This window comes from Synechococcus sp. CS-197 (assembly GCF_025128215.1).
In the GTDB taxonomy this organism is placed as follows: Bacteria; Cyanobacteriota; Cyanobacteriia; order PCC-6307; family Cyanobiaceae; genus Synechococcus_C.
The window spans coordinates 107,744-127,250 of the sequence record NZ_JAHLZC010000009.1 but is presented as its reverse complement, the minus strand read 5'-3'; the positions used below and the strand labels follow the sequence as shown (position 1 = coordinate 127,250).

16 protein-coding genes are annotated in these 19,507 nt (G+C 63.8%); 10 read left to right on the top strand and 6 right to left on the bottom strand.

Annotated elements, in window-relative coordinates:
• Positions 1–11 precede the first annotated feature (11 nt).
• From KQ296_RS02980 to KQ296_RS02955, 6 genes are read left to right on the top strand one after another with little or no spacing between them, the layout of a single operon-like run.
• Complete coding sequence (locus KQ296_RS02980) at positions 12–1,835, top strand: ABC transporter ATP-binding protein (RefSeq protein WP_011932153.1); 1,824 nt, start codon at positions 12–14, stop codon at positions 1,833–1,835.
• Between the two features lie 4 nt (positions 1,836–1,839).
• Complete coding sequence (locus KQ296_RS02975) at positions 1,840–4,053, top strand: glycosyltransferase (RefSeq protein ID WP_259726327.1); 2,214 nt, start codon at positions 1,840–1,842, stop codon at positions 4,051–4,053.
• Positions 4,053–5,201, top strand: coding sequence for a glycosyltransferase (locus tag KQ296_RS02970; protein ID WP_011932155.1), 1,149 nt, complete (start codon positions 4,053–4,055; stop codon positions 5,199–5,201). Before KQ296_RS02975 ends, KQ296_RS02970 begins: the two co-directional genes overlap by 1 nt.
• The gene (locus KQ296_RS02965) at positions 5,194–6,477 is read left to right on the top strand and encodes a glycosyltransferase (RefSeq protein WP_011932156.1); all 1,284 of its coding nucleotides are present in this window, start codon (positions 5,194–5,196) and stop codon (positions 6,475–6,477) included. The genes KQ296_RS02970 and KQ296_RS02965 overlap by 8 nt, the downstream gene beginning before the upstream one ends.
• Positions 6,474–7,622 carry a glycosyltransferase gene (locus KQ296_RS02960; protein ID WP_011932157.1) on the top strand — a complete coding sequence of 383 codons (1,149 nt, stop codon included), beginning with the start codon at positions 6,474–6,476 and terminating at the stop codon, positions 7,620–7,622. The genes KQ296_RS02965 and KQ296_RS02960 overlap by 4 nt, the downstream gene beginning before the upstream one ends.
• A complete protein-coding gene (locus tag KQ296_RS02955) occupies positions 7,619–8,485 on the top strand; it encodes a sulfotransferase (protein WP_011932158.1) in 867 nt (288 codons plus the stop codon). The genes KQ296_RS02960 and KQ296_RS02955 overlap by 4 nt, the downstream gene beginning before the upstream one ends.
• Here the strand turns inward: KQ296_RS02955 and KQ296_RS02950 are convergent.
• Genes KQ296_RS02950 through kdsA form a run of 3 tightly spaced genes read right to left on the bottom strand, consistent with a single transcriptional unit; the run spans position 8,452 to position 12,767 of the window.
• Positions 8,452–10,293 (bottom strand): hypothetical protein, encoded by a 1,842-nt coding sequence (locus KQ296_RS02950; RefSeq protein ID WP_011932159.1) that lies wholly within the window; start codon positions 10,291–10,293, stop codon positions 8,452–8,454. The two genes, KQ296_RS02955 and KQ296_RS02950, sit on opposite strands and share 34 nt — an antisense overlap.
• A 12-nt stretch (positions 10,294–10,305) precedes the next feature.
• A complete protein-coding gene (locus KQ296_RS02945) occupies positions 10,306–11,916 on the bottom strand; it encodes a hypothetical protein (protein ID WP_011932160.1) in 1,611 nt (536 codons plus the stop codon).
• Entirely contained in the window at positions 11,916–12,767 is an 852-nt protein-coding gene (gene kdsA / locus KQ296_RS02940) for a 3-deoxy-8-phosphooctulonate synthase (protein ID WP_011932161.1), read from the bottom strand. The genes KQ296_RS02945 and kdsA overlap by 1 nt, the downstream gene beginning before the upstream one ends.
• Before the next feature lie 76 nt (positions 12,768–12,843).
• On the opposite strand from kdsA, the gene KQ296_RS02935 reads away from it, so the two are divergent.
• Genes KQ296_RS02935 through KQ296_RS02920 form a run of 4 tightly spaced genes read left to right on the top strand, consistent with a single transcriptional unit; the run spans position 12,844 to position 17,118 of the window.
• Entirely contained in the window at positions 12,844–13,560 is a 717-nt protein-coding gene (locus tag KQ296_RS02935; protein WP_011932162.1) for a hypothetical protein, read from the top strand.
• 5 nt (positions 13,561–13,565) lie between these two features.
• Positions 13,566–14,378 carry a 3-deoxy-manno-octulosonate cytidylyltransferase gene (kdsB, locus tag KQ296_RS02930; protein WP_011932163.1) on the top strand — a complete coding sequence of 271 codons (813 nt, stop codon included), beginning with the start codon at positions 13,566–13,568 and terminating at the stop codon, positions 14,376–14,378.
• Positions 14,379–14,380: 2 nt separating this feature from the next.
• On the top strand, positions 14,381–15,628 hold the full coding sequence (locus KQ296_RS02925; RefSeq protein ID WP_011932164.1) for a CCA tRNA nucleotidyltransferase: 1,248 nt from the start codon (positions 14,381–14,383) through the stop codon (positions 15,626–15,628).
• Entirely contained in the window at positions 15,625–17,118 is a 1,494-nt protein-coding gene (locus tag KQ296_RS02920) for a hypothetical protein (RefSeq protein ID WP_011932165.1), read from the top strand. The genes KQ296_RS02925 and KQ296_RS02920 overlap by 4 nt, the downstream gene beginning before the upstream one ends.
• Here the strand turns inward: KQ296_RS02920 and KQ296_RS02915 are convergent.
• From KQ296_RS02915 to KQ296_RS02905, 3 genes are read right to left on the bottom strand one after another with little or no spacing between them, the layout of a single operon-like run.
• The gene (locus KQ296_RS02915) at positions 17,042–17,896 is read right to left on the bottom strand and encodes a sulfotransferase family protein (RefSeq protein ID WP_011932166.1); all 855 of its coding nucleotides are present in this window, start codon (positions 17,894–17,896) and stop codon (positions 17,042–17,044) included. The two genes, KQ296_RS02920 and KQ296_RS02915, sit on opposite strands and share 77 nt — an antisense overlap.
• Positions 17,889–18,452: an HAD family hydrolase gene (locus tag KQ296_RS02910; protein ID WP_011932167.1), complete on the bottom strand. Its 564-nt coding sequence runs from the start codon at positions 18,450–18,452 to the stop codon at positions 17,889–17,891. The genes KQ296_RS02915 and KQ296_RS02910 overlap by 8 nt, the downstream gene beginning before the upstream one ends.
• A complete protein-coding gene (locus KQ296_RS02905; RefSeq protein ID WP_259726326.1) occupies positions 18,452–19,495 on the bottom strand; it encodes an SIS domain-containing protein in 1,044 nt (347 codons plus the stop codon). The genes KQ296_RS02910 and KQ296_RS02905 overlap by 1 nt, the downstream gene beginning before the upstream one ends.
• Positions 19,496–19,507: the final 12 nt, after the last annotated feature.

The window sequence follows — 19,507 nt, the reverse complement described above, 5'->3', positions numbered from 1 at the left end:
GCCATTTGTCGATGCCCCTGAAGAGCAAGACCTGGAACGAACTCAAGCTTCTGCTTGAAGAGCTGTCACCACAGCGCCTTCGCTTTCTCTGTTTCGTGCTGGCAGCATCCCTTTTTCAGGGCATTATCGACATCCTGCTGATCGGTTTGCTGGCCCGACTCGTTGGCTTGTTGGCTGGGGCCAGGCTCGGCGATCAGATTCCAGGGATTCGATTTTTCGGTGGCGGTCTGTTTGACCAGGCCGGTTGGATTGTTGTGTTGCTGATCGCGGCTTATTGGTTGGCATCGGGCATCCGTTTTGGGGTGGCGTTGCTGGAATCGTTGTTAACGGCTGATATCTGGGCCGACCTGGTGAATAAGGTTTACCGCAATCTGATGCTGCAGCGTTATGAGTTTTTCATGCGCAAACGCACATCAGTGCTTTCAGAGAAGTTCAACCGCATTCTCAGTCGTGTCACTGGTGCCGTGATTACGCCGTTGATCGCCATTGCCAGCAGCCTGATCTCCGTGATGGCCTTGCTGCTTGGAGTTGCATTTGTGCTGGGTGCCAAGGCGCTCTTGATCTTCTCGTTGCTTGTGTTGGCTTATGCCCTGTCTTCGAAGCTGATCACCCCCTACCTGCGTCTGGCGCTGAGGCAGAAAACGCGCTATTCGCGTCGCCTACATGTGATTTTCTCGGAGTCTTTGCGCTCCATGCGTGATATCCAGCTGTATTCCTCTCATTCTTATTTTGTTGAGAGATTTTCGAGGGAAGGTGCGATTGCAAAGCGTAATGATCGCCTGGCCAGTTTGTTGCCGAACGTCCCACGCTTTGTGATTGAACCTGCGGGTATCACAATTCTCTTTGCTGTTGGTCTTGCCCCCGCACTGTTTTCTGGATCCAGCGAAGGGTTGCGCGAATCACTGCCGGAGATCGCCACGGTTCTTGTGGCATTGCTGAGGATTTCAGGCCCAATGCAATCCGTCTTCAAATCGATCAACAAGCTTCGCGGCGGTTTGCCTGAGGTCACCGACGCCATTCAGCTTCTCAAGATGCGTCCGGATCGTTTTGTGTTGGGGGATCCGGGTGTGCCCTCCCCAGATGGCATCTTGCCGCGCCGCTCGATTGATCTGTGTGATGTGTCGTTCGCTTATACCGACGCTAAATCGTCTGTGCTCGACAACATCAACCTGTCCATTCCCGTGGGATCGAGAATTGCGCTGGTTGGGCGCACGGGCAGTGGTAAGACCACCCTGGCCCATCTCCTGCTGGGCTTGTATTCCCCCACTTGCGGGGATCTTCTTCTTGATGGTCTTCCTGTATCTCAGGAGGAAATACCTGCCTGGCAGGCAAGCTGTGCTTTTGTTCCTCAGAACATCAAACTCCTCGATGCCAGTATCCGCGAGAACGTTGCCTTCTGCGAATATCCGGATGAGGTTGATGACAACCAAGTGTGGGCTGCGCTGGAGGCAGCGCAGTTCTCCGATTTTGTTGCGCAGATGCCCTACGGCCTTTACACCCTTTGCGGAGAGGATGGCGTCAAGTTGTCGGGGGGGCAGCGTCAGCGCTTGGCTCTGGCCCGTGCGTTTTACAGACAGGCTCAGTTCCTCGTTCTCGATGAGGCCACCAGTGCACTCGATAACAAAACAGAACACGATGTGATGCAAGCGCTAGACCTCATCGGTCGTCGCTGCACGATCGTGGTGATTGCCCATCGCTTGTCGACGGTGCGGAAATGCGATCGGATTTATGAAATCGACCAGGGCCATATTTTGGCTTCCGGTGACTTCGAAACACTCAAGCAGGTGTCGCCCAGTTTCCGGGATATGACCATGCTTGATATTGCCAATGACTGATGTGGTGCTGTTGTCTACTGCGGACTGGGATCATCCGCTTTGGACCAACAAACAGCACCAGGCGCTGTCCCTTGCAGCCCTTGGGCATCGGGTGCTCTACGTCGATTCACTGGGTGTGCGTGCCCCCCGGGTCGACCGCTCAGACTCCCGCCGAATCTGGCGTCGTCTGCGCCGGGGGCTGAGAGGTCCCAGGCAAGTCAGACCCAACCTCTGGGTGATATCACCGCTGGTTCTGCCTGGACGCAGTGCTGGCGTTTGGGGTGCGCTGAACCGTTGGAGCTTGGCCGTCTCCCTGTTTGTGGCCGACTGGCTTCTCGATTTCCGCAGTCCCTTGCTCTGGACCTTCAACCCCCAGACGCGCCGCTATCTGCGTCTGCGCAAATTCCACGCCACGGTGTATCACTGCGTTGATCGCATTCAGGCCCAGCCAGGGATGCCGGTGGCTGCCCTGGACGAAGCCGAAGTGGATCTCTGTGGCGCAGCCAATGCGGTGTTCACCACCTCGCCGGAGCTTCAGGCCTCCATCGCCCCTCGCAATGCCGGCACGCATTACTTCGGCAACGTGGCCGATGCCGATCATTTCGGGCGGGCTCTCGATCCTTCTCTGGCATCGCCGCCGGACTGGCGGGACGGCTTTGGCGACGGCCCTGTGCTGATGTTCGTGGGAGCCATTGATGCCTACAAACTCGATCTGGCGTTGCTGGAAACCCTGGCCTCGGAGCATCCGCAGTGGTCGTTTGTGTTCATCGGGCCCGTTGGAGAAACCGACCCCAGCACGGATGTGCGTGGCTTAAACCGACTCCCCAATGTGCATCTGCTGGGGCCGAAGCCTTACGCCTCCCTCCCTGCCTATCTGGCCCAAGCGCATGTGGCGCTGTTGCCGCTTCAGATCAACGCCTACACACGCCACATGTATCCGATGAAATTCTTCGAATACCTCGCTGCTGGCTGTCCGGTGGTGGCCACGGCGATTCCCTCGCTGCTGGATCAGGGGGATGTGGCGCTGCTGTGTCCTCCTGATCCGCAGGCGTTTGCTGCGGCGATCAACGCCGTTCTGGCAGGGAATGGCCCCGCGAAGGCCCTGCGTCTGGAGCGGGCGCAACACAACACCTACCGAACGCGCACGCAGGCGATGCTTGCGGTGCTGGATCGCCACGGCCTGCTGCCCAAGCAGCCGTTGCCACCCCAGGCTCCGCCTTATCACCACGTGCGATCGCAATGGCGTTGGTCTTGGCTTGGCGCCCAGCTCACTCTGCTGGGTGTGCACGCCCTAGAGCGGCTGGGGGGACGACGCTGGGCTGATGCCTGGTTGCGCGGCTCGCTCCAGCGAAGGCCGCACAACATTGGCCTGCTCGCCGGTTTGACGGAACGCTGCCTTCAGGGCGGGAACTACGACGAAGCCTGTCGCCTGATCGAACGCATCTGGGACGAAGATGGCGAAGCTGAGATCCTCCGCCAGCTTCTGTTCCGGCGCGGTTCGCGACCTGGCACCCGCTTGGACCAGCTGGCTCTGTTTGAGGCGCTGGCCTCCAGCACACGCCTGCCGCTTCATTACTCCGGGTACTGCAGGGTTGTGCGTACTTACCGGGCGATCGATGCCAAGGACGACCTCGCTCTCCGCCATGGAGTTGTGGGCCTCTCGGAGATCGTGGCTTGGCTTGAGCAGGATCCCAACACCTATTGCTGCTTGAAACCCAATCGTGAGAACAGAGCCAAGCTGTTGATTTCCGCTCAGCTCACGCGCTTGCGGGCCTTGATGGCCCTCAAGGACACCCCTGGTCTGGAGCAGGCCTCTTTGGAGCTGATGGAGAGTGTGCGTCGCTACGACCCATTTGCGATTGATCGCAAGACGGCGGTGCGGATGACCCGCAACATCCTGCGCAGCCTCACGGTGGCGGCGGTGATGGCTTGGCATGCAGCCGATGCAGATCGCTACGACCAGGTTGTGAACGAGGTGTCCCGCCTGCGGGATGCCTGCTTCCATGCCCGTTTCGAGCCGATCATTCACAGCACGCAGGAAGATCACCGTGCCGTTTCGGATGCTCTGCTGACAATGCTGAATGCCGGGCGCTGGCCACGGGAGTGTCCCGACCAGCGCCCGGATCTCGAGCAGTTGGTTGATCCTGTGTTGTTGGTGTACTTCCCAGATCTCCGCCGTGAACGGGCCGAAAAGGCCCGTCAGTTTCTGCAGTCGCTCGGCCCCCGGGTGATGGGGTGATGGCAGCCCCGAGGATCGCCTTCTGCATTGATTCCCTCAAGCTCGGTGGTGCTGAGCGGGTGTTGCTGCGTTGGGCTGGTTGGTGTCAACAAGCGGGTTGGTCTGTGCTGGTGATCACCCGGCAGTCACCGCAGCGTGATGTGTACCCCGTGCCCGCTGGGGTGCAACGCCTTCAAGAACCTCCCTTGCCACTCCATCTCGACCGTTTGGGCTGGTTGGCCTTCCCTTGGCGGGTGCTGGGTTTGCGGGCGCTTCTGCGGCAGCAGCACTGCCACTTGGCTGTTGGGATCACAACGCTGCCGGCGGTGAAGCTCTTGCTCGCCTGTGTCGGTTCACCGGTTCGCTGCGTGGTGTCGGAACGCAACTATCCCCCGGCCAAACCACCGCTTCTGCCCTGGCGCTGTCTGCGTCGCCTCACCTACCCATGGGCCGATCTGCATCTGGTGCAGACCCGGCGCACCGGTGCCTGGCTGCAGCGTCACTGCGGGGTGCGTCGCCAACTGCTGATGCCCAATCCCGTGCAGTGGCCGCTCCCCGATCGTGCGCCCCAAGTGCTGCCGGAGGCTTGGCTGCCGCCCGATGCAGCGCTGTTGCTCGGAGCAGGCACCAAAGCGCACCAGAAGGGTTTTGATCGTTTGATGCCGGTGTTCGCAGCCCTGTCCGCCACCCATCCCCAGCTGCATCTCGCCCTGCCGGGTGTGCCCGAAGCGCCCTACCAGGGGCTCGATCAGCAGAGCTGGCTGCGCACCATCCTCGGGCCTGATCCAACCTTGCAGCAGCGCCTGCTTCTGCCGGGAATGGTGGGGTCGATGGCCTCCTGGTATGCGCGGGCCACGGTGTTCGTGCTCCCCTCGCGCTTCGAGGGGTTCCCCAATGTGTTGTTGGAAGCGATGGCGGCCGGATGTGCCTGCGTGGCCAGCGACTGTCTCACCGGCCCTGCGGAGTTGATCGAGCAGGGCGTGAACGGCGTGCTCATGCCCTGCGAAGCGTCCACCTCCGACTGGGTTTTGGCGATCGATCAGTTGCTCGGTGACGCCGCGCGCCGCAGACGCCTGGCCGCTGCCGCGATGCGCGTACGTGAGCGATTCGCGCCCGAACGCCTCCGCCATGATTTTCTGGAAGCTCTGCGGCCACTGAGCGATGGATGATCTCTGGGTCGTATTGCCCCACCTCGGGGCCGGCGGCGCTCAGAAGGTCGGTCTGCTGGCGGCCGAACACTTCGCCTCCCAGGGCCTGCGGGTGCGGGTGTTGTCCCTGCGTCATGGACACCCGATCAAGCACGCCCTCCCCGCGGGGGTTGAGGTGTTCGATCTTGGGCCGGATGAAGCGGTCCTGCATCCCTGGCTGCGCGATGTCGCCGATCGTTCTCTGCCGGCTCGGATGCGGCGCTTCAGCCTGGCGCAGGTGCTCAAAGTGCAGCGTGCCGCCTTGCGCCTGGCGATCATGGTGTGCTGGCCGTTGATCGAACGCCAGATGCATCCCCAGCGCAGCACCTGGGCGACGCGTCTGCTGATGCGGGGGATGCCCCGCCTGGCCGGGTATCGCTATGCCCGCCTGCGCCAGCTGGTTCAGCAGCGCCAGCCCAGGCGCATCCTGTCCTTGCTGACCAAAACCAACGTTCTCTGCTGCGCGGCTGCCTGGGATCTTCCCCTGCATCTGGTGGTGTCTGAGCGCAATGACCCGCGCCGTCAACAGCTGGAGCCGCTTTGGCGTCGGCTGCGCTCGTTGTTTTACCGCCGGGCCGATGTGGTCACAGCCAACACCCAAGGGGTGATTGATGCGTTGCAGGAGATGGGGGCCTGGCAACGGCTCGAATTGCTGCCCAACCCCCTCCCCGCTGGGCTGGCCAGGCGGGATGTTGATCGCTCATTGGTGCGCGAGCCCATGGTGCTGGCTGTGGCCCGCTTGGTCCCGCAGAAGGGACTGGATCTGCTGTTGCAGGCCTTTGCCTCGCTGCCTGAGGCCTGCCGTTCGGGCTGGGGCGTGGTGTTGGTGGGGGATGGCCCAGAGCGGCAAGCGCTCACAGATCAGGCGCGCCAGCTGGGGATCGCCGAGGCGGTCACCTTTGCGGGCTTCCGGTCCGACCCGGTGAGCTTCATGCAACGAGCTGCGATTTTTGCCCTGCCCTCCCGCTTTGAGGGCATGCCCAACGCGTTGCTCGAGGCCATGGCCGCGGGGCTGCCCTCCGTGGTGAGTGATGCCTCACCCGGCCCATTGGAAATGGTGAGCGATGGGGTGCATGGATGCGTCGTGCCCAATGAGGATTGGCGTGCCTTCGCGCAGGCGCTGGAGCGGTTGATGTCCGATGCGGCGCTGCGGGACCGCCTGGGTGCAGCGGCTCGGGACACCTTGTGCTCCCTCGATTGGGCTGTTGTGGAGCCCCACTGGCGCTCGGTGCTGGCCTTGCCCGATCAGGACCCATGACGGCGCCATCCAGGCCTGATCGACTGTTGGTGCTGGCCCCGACACGCCGGGCTGCCAGTGAAACCTTCATTCGCGCCAATCTGGAAGGGCTTCCTTTTGCCACAACGGCGTTCTTTGGTGATGAGCGCCCTCTGCGCAGCCCTTGGCGGCTGGTGTATGGCACCGCCATCCTGCTCAGCAAGCTGCTCACGCGCCTGCGCTGTCCGTGGCTGGCGACCTGGCCAGCCTCCTGGGTCACCTGGGCCCTCATTCACCGCTGTCGGCCCGACGCCGTGCTGGTGGAGTTCGGCTTTGAAGCGGTGCGGGTGATGGAGGCCTGTGCCTGGACCGGGGTGCCCTTGGTTGTGCACTTCCGCGGTTCCGATGCGTCCGCAAGGAATCGGCTGGGGATGTTGGAGGAGCGTTACCGGCGGCTGATGCGCATTGCCTCGGCTGTGATCGTGAAGTCCAGGCCCATGGCTGACACCTTGCTGGACCTGGGTGCTTCAGCCGATTGGTTGCTGATCAGTCCGTCCGGCGCGAACACTGCGCTGTTTGAGGGAAGCCGGCCAGCCGCTGCCGATCCGGTGTTGCTGGCTGTGGGGCGGTTCGTGGAAAAGAAAGGACCGCTGCACACGATCCGTTCCTTTGCGCAGCTGTGCCATCAGTCCACAGCTTCCACACCGAGGCTGCAGTTGTGGATGGTGGGTGAGGGGCCTCTGTTGGCAGAAGCCCAGGCGCTGGTGCAGTCTCTGGCGCTCACCCAGCAGGTGCGGCTGTTGGGCGTGCGCTCACAGGTTGAGGTTGCCGCGCTGATGCGTGAGGTGCGAGCGTTTGTGCAGCACTCCCTTGTGGCTGCAGATGGCGACAGCGAGGGCAGCCCGGTGGCCGTGATGGAAGCCCAGCTCAGTGGTCTGCCCGTGGTGGCTACCCGCCATGCCGGTATTCCCGATGTGGTGCTCGATGGGGAGAGCGGGTTTCTTGTTGATGAAGGCGATGAGACGGCGATGGCTGCGGCCATGGCCCGGGTTGTGAACGACCGGGAGTTGGCGGCCCGTCTGGGAGACTGCGGGCGACGGCGTGTGCTGGCGGGTTTCACCGTGGACCATCACCTCCGCCAGGTGTCGGAGCTGTTGCGCAAGGTGATTGAGGCCTCCCGGCGATGACAAAGCTTCTGCTCATCCGTGGCCTTGGCCACAGCGGCACCACCATCCTCGATCTGGCCCTTGGCGCTCACCCGCAGATGGTTGGCCTGGGTGAAGCGGCGCGCATCCTGGAGCGACCTGCCCCGGCCGATGGTGATCGCGGCCCGGCTCGCTTGCGCGGGGAGTTGCGCTTCGAACGTCGCTGCACCTGTGGGGCGGTGGCTGCTCAGTGTCCCGTCTGGGGGCCGCTCCTGGAGTGGCTGCCTGCCCATGACCACTGGTCTTTGGCGGCCAAGATGCACCGTCTTCTCGAGGGGCTCGAGCGGGTGCGCGACCCGCAGCAGGCGCCTCCGGCCTGGGTTGTGGATTCCTACCAGGACGATTTCGTCCTCCCGTTTGTGCAGGATCCCAAGCTTGAAATCCGCATCGTGCATCTCACCCGCGACGTGCGCTCCTGGGTGCATTCCCGGGCGCGCCGCGGGCGAGAGCAGGGCCGTTGGCTGCCGGGTCTACGCCCGGCACTGCGCTGGTGCCGCACGAATGCCCACCATGATCGTCTGTTGCAGCGCGGTCCCCATCCAGTGCTGCGGGTGGGATACGAAGAGCTGGCGCTCGAGCCTGAAGCCACCCTCAAGCGTTTGTGCCGTTGGCTGGATCTCGACTTCTCGGAGCAGATGCTGCAGCCAGGCTCATACAGCCAAAGCCATGTGCTGTCAGGCAATCGCATGCGCTTTGACCCTGAGCGCAGTGCTGCCATTCGCTACGACAACGCCTGGATGGCAAGGCCCTCAGGGGCTGCTGAGCTGGCGCTTGCTGTGCCCTGGGTGGCTGAGCTCAATCGCCGGCTTGTTTATTCCGCAGCCGGCGACGCCCGAAAGCGATAAATCCGTCCGTTGCGGACGCGGTCGCTGTAGCGATACACCTCCTCGTAGTCGTTGAGGGTGTCGCCGAGGAATCCCAGCCCGCCCTTGTCGATGTTGATCAACAGATCTCCGGCTTTGGGCTGGTAGTCGGAGCCTTTGTTGATCCCATCCACAACGCTGTAGCGGCGTGTGTCGGGATCTAAGTACACCAGGCGGTCGTAATGGAAGCGGTCGAGATGGCGATTGCGGCGAAACCACGATTTGGTGAAGATCACATTCACATCGCGGCCGCTGCGTCTGGTGTCTCGGGTGATGGTTTCAATGCGCTCCACCGTTTGCAGCCAGGACGCCTGTTTGGTTTTCAGGTTGACGACGCGCTCGAGAAAGTTGTCGTCAACCTGGTGTTCTACGGCAATGAATCCTGCGCAACCAACGACCCCTACCAAGGCTGTGGCACCAGCGCTTCCCAGGCGGCGAGAGAGCCTGGGTGCGATCCAGGCGGTCCAGGCAAAGGCCAGGTCCAGCACGGCCACCAGCTGCACCGGAAGCGCCATGTAACTGCTGCCCTCGTATCCCACCAGCACGTAAAGCGCGCCTGCGTACAGCACAGCGCCGCTGCTGAGTCCATCCAGGAGCTGGATGGATCCTCCATGCCGTAGCAGGGTGCTGATGCGGATTCCTAGGTAGGCGAGGGGAATCCACAGGCGAGGATCCGAGGAGAGCTGGTAGATGTCGTTGGAGCTGTAAGCCGTTTTGCCGTGGTACAGGCTTGGCAGGTAACTGAGGTAGACGTACGCCAGAACGACCACGACGAGCAAGCTGCTGATCCAGAGTTCGAGCTGATACGAGCGCAACCAGCGACCGATCCAGGCCATCCGCGTCGGCCGCTGCAGCGCGGCCAGCGTTAGGGCTGGTCGTCCCTCAATCCGTCCAGCTGCTCCAGCGATCAGCGTGACCAGCGCTGGTGTGACAAACAGCAGCACGGCGATCTCCTTGAAAAAGAGCCCGATCAGGGCCCAGATCAAGGTGAGTGCCTGGCTGCGCCGATCGCCGCTTTGCAGCGCATCGAAGTAACAAACGCTGAAGGCCATCAGGCACAGGGTGAGCATGCGCTCGGCGTAGATCAGCTGAAAGAAGGCAAAGCCGGTGGATGGTGCCGAGAGCAGCAGCAGGCTGATCAGCAGCAGCAGAGCCTTGGCTGGAGGCCCCGGGCTCAGGCGCCGGATCAGGCGATGGGCCAAGACCACGATGGCGAGCAGTTCAGCGGCGCTCACCAGCATCCAGACCTTCACGTAGGCCGTGAACCAGCTCAGAACATGCAGATCCTGGTGGGCCAGGGGGAAGAAGCGGTAGTCGTTGCGCAGCATCGTTTCCGAGATGAACTCGTAGCGGACGCTGAAGTTGTCGAGCAGTTTGTGGTCGATGATGCCGTCGTACCAGCCCACCAGCTCGGGAAACAACCAGTGGGTGCCGTTGACCATCGCCACGGTGTAGGCGATGAACAGCAGCAGCACGATCGGGTGCTCGCGAGCGAAGCTCAGCAGTTGCCGATGCCACGGTTTGCCTGTGGGTTGCTGCTGGGGGTCACGGCGGCTGAACCAGAGCAACCCCACAACCGCCAAGCCCAGCAGGATGAGCCACAGATCGTGGGATGTGCGGTTGTAGTGGTAAAGGAGGTCTCGGCCTTCGCTGCTGCGCGGGGAAGGCAGGGAGTTCAACGACCGCAGCAGCCACAACCAGGCCACCAGGGCTGCGGCGCCCAGGGCACTGCAGAGACCAACCATCCAGGCCCACCGCTGACGACGCCGTTGAACGAGGCTCTGAAACATGATGTGCGCTCTTCAGCGATGGCGAAAGATCTGTCCGCCGCGCCTGCTCTCGCCATGGCGGGCGATTTCTTCAAAAGCCTCACCATCCTGCCCGAGGTCGCTGCGTTGGCGTTTGTCGATGATCAGCAAGTAGTCCCCGCGGCTGGGTTGGTAGATCTGCCCCCGGTCGCGGCCGTCCACCACGGTGTAGGTCTTGCGCTTGCGGTGGTATTCGATCAGGCGGTCTGCCTTGATGCCTTGCAACGTGTGCTGGTTGAAATAAGAGCGCATGAAAATCACGTTCACCGCATCCCCCTGCTCCCGGGTGGCACGGCTGAGCGCCTTCATGGCGCTGTAGGTCTTGTGCCAGCGCCACTGGGTGGTCTTGATTCGCGACACGCGCTTGATAAAGGTGTCGGAGGCGCGATGCTCCAGTCCCAGGATCAGCAGGCTTGCGCTCAGGCCGACGGCGCTGACCGCGGTCGCTCCCAGATGTTGGCGCAGGCGCGCTGTCACCCAGCACCAGATCATGCCCAGATCCATCACCGTGATCAGCTGCACGGGCAGGGTCCAGAAGCTGGCGTAGGGGTAGCCCACACTCGCCCAGAGCGCCGAGGCGTAAATGAGGGCTGCGAGATTGAGTCCATCGAGAAGATTGGCCTGCAGGCGCTCCCGCACCACCGCCTGCAGCCGCAGCCCACTGAAGCCTGCAAGCGTGAGCAGGCGCCAGTCCGCATCGAGGCTCCAGCGCCCGTCACTGCTGAACGCACCGGCCTGTGCCATCAGGCTGGGCAACAGGCTTAAAACGCCGTAAGACACAGCGACGACGGGCAGCAGGGCGATCAGCCCCATCTCCAGCGAGCGCCACTGCCGGGCCTGGGGTTTGGTGATCCATCGCACCAGGGCGGGTGTCACGATCAACAGCACGGCGATGTCTTTCACGAACACGGCCACCAGGGCCAAGGCCAGGGTGAGAGCGCCATCACGTCGCTGGCCATGGCGTTGAAAGCGCAGATAAAAGAAGGCGAACCAGGCCAGCAGACACGTGAGCAGGCGTTCGCAGTAGATCAGCTGGAAAAACCCCCATCCCGTTGCTGGGGCGAACAGAAACAGCAGGGCCATCACGAGCAGCAGTTCCTGCCGCCGTGGTGGCCCTGCCAACTCCTGCACGATCGTTGCACTCACCACCACGATGGAGATCAGCTCAGCGGCACTCGCCAGCATCCACACCGTCACGTAGGGCGTGAACCAGCTGAGGGCGTGCAGATCCTGATGGGCGAGGGGGAAAAACCGGAAGCTGTTGCGCTGCATCGTTTCGGCGATGAAACGCTCTTGCAGTTGGAAGTTGTCGATCAAGGGGCTGTGCACGATCCCTTGCATCAGATCGGGCAGTTCTGGATAGAACCAGTTCGTGCCATGCACCATCGCTGCGGTGTAAGCCGCAAACAGCACACTCACCAGCGGGTGCTGGCGCATCCACTGCACGAGCCTCCGCTGAAGAGGAGGCTCGCTGCGCGTTGGGGGGTGCGTGTCGCGGATCGCGATCACCAGCAGGGCCAACACGGTGATGCCCACCAGCGACAGCACCACCCCGTGGCTGATCCGGTTGTAGGCCAGCAGCCATGGCTGACTGGCGGCCAGCATCATTGGATGGTGAGGGCTGGCAGGGATTTCACCAGGTCGTCCACAGCCTTGAGCTGGCTGAGGAAGGGCTCGAGCTGATGGAGCGGCAGGGCGCTCGGTCCATCGCAGCGCGCCTGGCTCGGATCGGGATGGGCCTCGAGGAACAGGCCTGCCAGGCCTACGGCCATCCCGGCGCGGGCGAGATCCAGCACCTGACTGCGGCGACCTCCCGAGGCGGCGCCACCGGGATCACGGCACTGCAACGCGTGGGTGACATCAAAGATCAAGGGCAGGTCATCGCAGCAGCGCTTCATCACGCCGAAACCGAGCATGTCCACCACCAGGTTGTCGTAGCCGAAGTTGCTGCCGCGCTCGCAGATCAGCAGCTGCTCATTGCCGCATTCGCGGAACTTCTCCACCACATTCGCCATCTGAGATGGGCTCAGAAACTGCGGTTTCTTGATGTTGATCACGGCGCCGGTTCCTGCCATCGCCTGCACCAGATCCGTCTGGCGGGCCAGAAAGGCGGGCAGTTGGATGATGTCGCACACCTCCGCGGCCGGGGCGGCCTGCTCCGGGGTGTGCACGTCGGTGATTACGGGGATGCCGTGGGTGTCCTTGACGGCCTGCAGCATCGCCAGACCATCGCTCAGCCCGGGGCCACGGAAGGAATGAATTGAAGACCGATTGGCCTTGTCGAAGGACGCTTTGAAGACGAGGGGGATGGAGAGCCGGCGGCAGACATCGGCGTACACCGCCGCTGCATCGAGGGCGAACTGCTGCGACTCCAGCACGTTCACGCCGCCGATCAGCACGAAGGGCGCGTCGTTGGCGAAGGTGATCGATCCAAGACTGACCTGCCGCGCTGCCATGGTTGTGCTTCCAGGGCCGAAAGCCTAGGCCTCATGCTGGAGCGGGCCGTAATCTGCGCCCAGATCTGGCCAGCCGGTGACCACCCTCGCTCCGATTCCGATTTTCATCGGTTACGACCCGCGCGAGCGGGCTGCCACCAATGTGCTGATCGACAGCCTCTACCAGCACAGCTCATCGCCGCTGGCGATCACGCCCCTGGTGACCCCCCAGCTGGAGGCGCAGGGGCTGTACCGGCGCCAGCGGGACCCGAAACAGAGCACAGCCTTTTCCTTCACCCGCTTCCTGGTGCCCTATCTGATGGGATACGAGGGCTGGGCGGTGTTCATGGACTGCGACATGCTCTGCCGTGGAGATATCAAGCAGCTCTGGGATCAGCGGGATGACCGCTACGGGGCGATGTGTGTGCAGCACGAGCACGTGCCCGGTGAAACGGTGAAATTTCTGGGTGAAGTGCAAAGCGCTTACCCCAAGAAAAACTGGAGTTCGTTGATGCTGCTCAACTGCAGCCGTTGCACCAAGCTCAGCGTGGATTATGTGAACACGGCCAGCGGCTTGGAGCTGCACCGCTTCCACTGGCTGGAGGGCGACCACGAGATTGGCGCTCTGGATGGCGGTTGGAACCATCTGGTGGATGTGCAGGCGCCACCAACGGCGGCGGCCCAGGAGGGTGGACCGCGCCTGCTGCACTGGACCCTCGGCGGTCCCTGGTTCCGGGAGCAGCGCACGATGGGTGGGCCGCTTGCGGCGGAATGGTTTGCGGCCCGCGATGACGCCATGAAGCTCTGGGACTGATGGCCATGGCGATTCAGCGTTCAGTGGTGGCGGTGCCAGCCCGGCTGGCCTCCTCCCGCCTGCCCGACAAGGTGTTGGCTGACATCGGCGGTAAGCCGATGATTCAGCGGGTGCTGGAACGCTGCGCCCAGGCCGCTGGGCCTGCAGCCGTGGTGCTCTGCACGGACAGCTCTCGGCTGCAGCAGCTGGCGCAGGGGTGGGGCTTCCCGGTGCTGATGACGGCGGAGTCTTGCAGTTCCGGCAGCGAGCGCATCGCCTCGGTGGCCGACCAGCTGGTGGCGCTGGCCTGGGGTGAGCAGGCTGATGCATACGACTCGGTTCAGAGGGCGCACAGGTTGTTGTGCACGGCGGTGATCAATGTGCAGGGAGACCAGCCCTTTCTCGATCCCGCCGTGGTCACGGCGATGGTTGAGGAATTCGGGCGGCGTGAGCCGGTGCCGGCCGTGGTCACACCGATCTACCGCTTGAGCGCGGACACCATCCACAACCCGGCTGTGGTGAAGACCCTGGTGGCCCACGACGGCCGGGCGTTGTATTTCTCCCGTTCCGCGATCCCCCACGTTCGCGATGTCGATCCCGCTGACTGGCATCGCCATGCGCCGTACTGGGGCCATGTGGGCATGTACGGCTTCCGCGCCGATGTGCTGGCTCAATGGGATCAGCTGCCGGCCTCTCCCCTTGAGGATCTTGAGCGCCTGGAGCAGCTGCGCCTGATCGAAGCCGGTCACACGATCGCCACCTTCAGCGTGGAGGGAACGTCGTTGTCGGTAGATACACCGGAGCAGCTGGAGGAGGCGCGCCGCATGGCTCGGACCTAGCCATGGGCGCGATCCCTCGCCTTGCGCTTCCGGGCATTCCCCCGGACCTGACGCCGGCCCTTGCTGAGCAGGTGCGGCTTCAGGGCCACGGTCGCTTGGCGTTGGTGGGAGGTGCCGTTCGCGATGCCCTCCGGCATCAACTCCACGGTGCCTCCTGGCAGGGGCTGCCGGACCTCGATCTGGTGCTGGAGGGATCCTGCTCCGCCGTGGCCCTTGGTTTGCAGCAACGGCTCGGCACTGAACGGGTGTCGTGGTTGCAGCTGCATGAGCGCTACGGCACGGCGGAGCTGAGGCTGGATGGCGTGCTGATCGATCTGGCTGCTGCCCGCCAGGAGTGCTATCCCGCTCCTGGGGAGAACCCTGTGGTGCAGCCAGGACCCCTCGAAGACGATCTCTGGCGCCGGGACTTCACGGTGAATGCCATGGCGTTGGTGTTGCAGGCTGATGGCAGCCAGCAGCTGCTCGATCCCCACGGCGGCCTCGCCCACCTGGCTGCACGCCAGTTGGTGCTTCTGCATGCAGCCAGCGTTGCCGATGATCCAACCCGTGTGATCCGGGCTGCCCGTTACGGCGCCCGGCTTGGATTCGAGCTGGACTCGGGATCTCTGCAGCAGCTTCAGACCACGCTGGAGCGCTGGCCCTGGGCCTGGCGGCAAGGCGATGCTCTCGATCGGGTGCCTCCGGCCTTGGGCACGCGCCTGCGCATGGAGCTTGATCTGCTGCTGGAGCGGGAACCCTGGCCGCAGGCTCTGGCCTTGCTCCAGCACTGGTCGGCGCTGCCCCTGCTGGATCCGTTGTTGCAGAGCAAGGTCAAGCTCAGCCGCAGACTGCGGCGGGCCGCCCGCCTGCAACTGCCGTTGCTGAGTGCCTTGATCGCCGCGGCTGGGGAACCCGTCGCTCTGGCCCAGCGCCTGCAGATTCCCATCCAGCAACTGCGCTGGCTGGAGCAGCTGCAAGAGCTGCGGCAGTGGTTGGAGCAGGAGGTGTTGCCCCAGCCGTGGCGGCAGTGGGGTGCGCGGGAGTGGACGGCGCGCCTTGAACAGGCCAACTGGCCGGCGCCGGTGGTGGCGCTGGCTGCCGTGGAAGCCCCACTCTGCTGGCGTCCGTTGCTGCGTTGGTGGGGGCGCTGGCGGCATGCCACCGCCGCGGTCAGCGCCAACGACTTGATCGCCGAGGGCCTCCAACCCGGACCGCTGCTGGGGGAGGCCCTGCGTCGCTCCCGGGACCAGGTGCTGGAGGGACTGCGATGAAGCGCTGGCTGCCGCTTCTGGTGCTGCTGGTGTGTGCTGCCTTTGCGTTCAGAGCGCTCGGGTTGATCGACGCCACGGGCCTCTGGACCGACGAGCTTTACACCACCGGCAAAAGCTTTCAGCCCAGCTACCCCGCCCTGCTCCAGATGCTCAGTCGGGACACCCATCCGCCCTTTTATTACTCGTTGCTCTGGATCTGGGGGCAGCTGCTGACCCCTTCAGCGGTCACGCTGCGCCTGTTCTCCTGGGTGACGTATCTCGCCGGAGGTTTGGTGATCACCGCCCAGGCCGGACGTCTGACTTCGGTCCGCCCGCGCCTGGCGATGGCGCTAGCGGCCTTGTTCGCTTTCTGCTCGCCTTACCCCGTGCGCTTTGCAATCGAAGGCAAGGGCTATGCCCTGTTGGTGTTGCTGGTGGCGTTGGCCTGGTGGTGGCGCCAGCGTCAGCGGCCGCTGCTCTACGGCCTTGCCGTGGCCCTGGCGGCCTGCACCCATTTCTATGGACTGTTTCTGTTCGCGCTGACGAGCCTCTGGGACGCCAGCAGGCGGCGCTGGCCTCTGGCCGGGGTTGGGGCTGGGGCGCTTGTGCCCTCGCTGCTCTGGATCGTGGTGGCCTCGGCCTACCTGCTGCGCAGTGGCACGGGGGCCTGGATCGGTACCCCGGATTTCGCCCTGCTGGAAGACACCCTGGCGAGGGGGTTGGGATTGTGGCCGCTGCCCAAGTTGGTCGTATTGCTGCTCGTTTTGGCGGCGATTCAGCGCTGGGGATGTCACCCCACCAGCAGAGTCGCAGCGGGCGACTGGCCTGCGGCCGACCGCAGTGGTTTGATCCCTTCGCTCTTGATGGTGCTGGCCGTGGTGGCGGTGTCGTTCTTTAAGCCCCTGGCCTTCAGCCGTTATTTCGTGGTGCTGCTGCCGGCGTTGATCCCCTGGTTGGCGCTGCGGGCCGCGGCTCTTCCCCTCAATCGGCTCGGCCAATGGCTTGGAGGCTCGGCCCTGGTTTTGCTGCTGCTGAGCTGGTGGTGGCACAGCTTTGCCGATCTGGATCCTGCCCTGAGCGGGCAGGTGGCACGGGAATCCAACCAATTCCAGTTGCTCAGTCGCCAGCTGCAGGCTGAACCGCATCGCTACTCGCGACGGGCCCGTTTGTTCAATCTCAGTGATCGCATGGAGACGGCGGCCGGGCGGATGGATCCGCCGCCCGTTCCCTGGGGCGATGGCGATGCGCTGCAACGGGCTTTGATCAGCCGTCCAGCACCTTCCCAGCTCTGGCTGGCCGACAGCGGCAGTGCCCGTGCTTCCCGTCCCCGTCTCAACCGCCTGCAGCAACAGGCAGAAGCTGCCGGTTACCGCTGTGAAGCCGTGGATCTGGAAGCGCCCTATGCCCAGCTTCGGCGCTGTGCGCCGGTTGGGGTCAGCGGCACCAGCGGCTTGCCGTCGGCCAGTGCCGCTCCAGATCCACGTATGGAAACAGCTGCTCCACAGCCCTGAGGTCGTCGGCCAGCAGGCTGCCCATCGCAGCCAGAAGGTCGTCAGGTATCACGTTGCCGGTGGCACTCACGTTCACCCGCTGGTGCCAGGCCGGTTCGGCGTAGGGAAGGTTCAGGAATCCACAGAGTTCGGCGTAGGACTCGCGTTGGAAGAGGGTTTCGTAGAGGCCGAGATAGCAGTGCTCGAGCCCGAAACTCTCATTGAGATTGTGCAGCGTGCGGCCGTATCCACTGCGCAGTCCGGGAGCCTTACGCACCCGCCGGCGCAGGGCGGCGATTTCGCTTGCAGCATCCCGCTGGCCGAGTTTGCGCTGCTTCATGCGTTGGCTGGAGATCAGCCGTTCGATCGGATCCCGCATCAGGAACACGGGCTTCACCGCAATGCCCCGTTGCTGGAAGCTGGCCTGAATGCTCTGGAGGGTGTCAGCCGAGAGGGCGGCATACGACGGCGTGATGTCGCCGGTGAGCCTGGCCTTGCCGCCGTTGCGGCGCAGCAACCAGGCGAAATAGTCGTAGTAAAGGCCCGGCTGGCGGATGAACAGCTGACGCATCCAGCTGCGCGGCTGGATCCAGCTGCGCGGCCGGCTCAGGGACATCTCAATGCGCCGGAATCGGGCCAGAGCCGGCAGGGTGCGGGCATCGTGCACGTGGTATTCCTTCAACACGCCGAAGTCGGTATCGCCCCTGGCCTGCAGCTGCTGATGCAGCCATGAGGTGCCGGCTTTCTGGGCGCCGACGCCCAGCAGGAAGTGGCCGAGGACTGGGGATGATTCAGTCATTGCGGTCTCGCCATCCCTGGCGGCGCAGGATCTCCCAGTTACCTCGCGCCTGCAGGATGCGCTCGGCCAGTTCCCTCACCGCGCCGTGCCCGCCACGGTTCTGCAGCACGGCATCGGCCTGATGCCGCAAAGGGCGGCAGGCGTCGCTTGGGGCCAGCAGCAGCCCCACGTGCCCCTTGACGGCCAGGTCGTTGAGGTCATCGCCGAGAAAGGCCGTTTGCCGGGGCGCGATGCCCAGCTCCTGCTGGAGTGCGGCCAGGGCGGGTGGCTTGTCCTTGATCCCCACCAGGCAGTGCCTGATGCCCAGTTGGCGGGCCCGCACTTCCGTGGCACCTCCCTGGCCGCCGCTGAGAAAAGCCAGCTGCAGGCCGGCCTGTTGCAGCAAACGGATGCCAAGGCCATCACGCACATCGAAGCGTTTCTGCAGCTGCCCGTCGGCACTGAACCAGAGGCCGCCATCGGTGAGCACTCCATCCACATCCAGCACCAACAGCTGGATGTCGGCCAGTTGTTGGCGCCGTTTGCGCCACCGCCATTCGCGCTGCAGGTGTCGCATCAGGCCAATCCGGCCTGAACGAGATCGTGCAGACGCAACAGGCCGAGCAGCCCATCCTTCTCGTCCACCACTGGCAGTACGGAGATCGGCTTGCGTCGGTTGTGCTCCATGCGCTGGATCGCTTCCACCGCCAGAAGGTCGGCCGACACGGTGATCGGGTCTGCTGTCATCAGTTCACCAGCGGTGAGCGTCGGCCAGCGTTCCGGACCGTGATCACGCAGGGCTCGGCGCAGATCGCCGTCGGTGATCAGTCCCTGCAGGCGACCCGGTTGGCTGGAATCTTCCACCCAGCCACTGCCGATTGCCCCTTGGGTGAGGCCGCTGATCACCTCGGCCAGCGGTGTGGCAGGAGTGATCGATGGCAGTTGGGCAACAGGAACCATCAGGTCGGCCACGGTCATCGTGAGCTGCTTGCCGAGGGCACCAGCTGGGTGGTTCAAGGCAAAGTCTGCCTGCGAGATGCCGCGCCGTTCCATCCACACCGCGGCCAGGGCATCGCCGATGGCCATGGCCACGGCGGTGCTGGCCGTGGGGGCGAGGTTCAGGGGGCAGACCTCCCGATCCACGGAGGCGTCGAGGGCCACATCGCTGCCGCGGGCGAGGGAGGAATCGGCGCGTCCCACCAATGCGATCCGGGCTGTGCCACGCCGTTTGAGGTGGGGCAGCAGATCGAGCAGCTCGGCGGTTTCGCCACTGTTGGACAGCAGCAGGCAGACATCGTCGGCCGCCACCACCCCGAGATCGCCGTGCAGGGCATCGAGGGGGTTGAGGTAGAGGGCCATCAGGCCGATGGAGGAGAAGGTGGCGGCGATCTTGCGGGCCACGATGCCGCTTTTGCCCACGCCCGTGATCACCAATTTGGCCTTGCGGTCTGCACAGCGCTCCAGCAGGGTCAACGCTCCCTCCACTTGGTCCGCATGGAGCCGTGCCGCTGCCGCCGCGATGGCGGCAGCCTCCTCTTGCAGGCAGCGGGTGAGTGCGGACACGATCGCAGGATCAAGTTGGTCGGCATTCTCGGCCACGACAGGAATGCTGTGGTTCATCTCTGGCAGGCT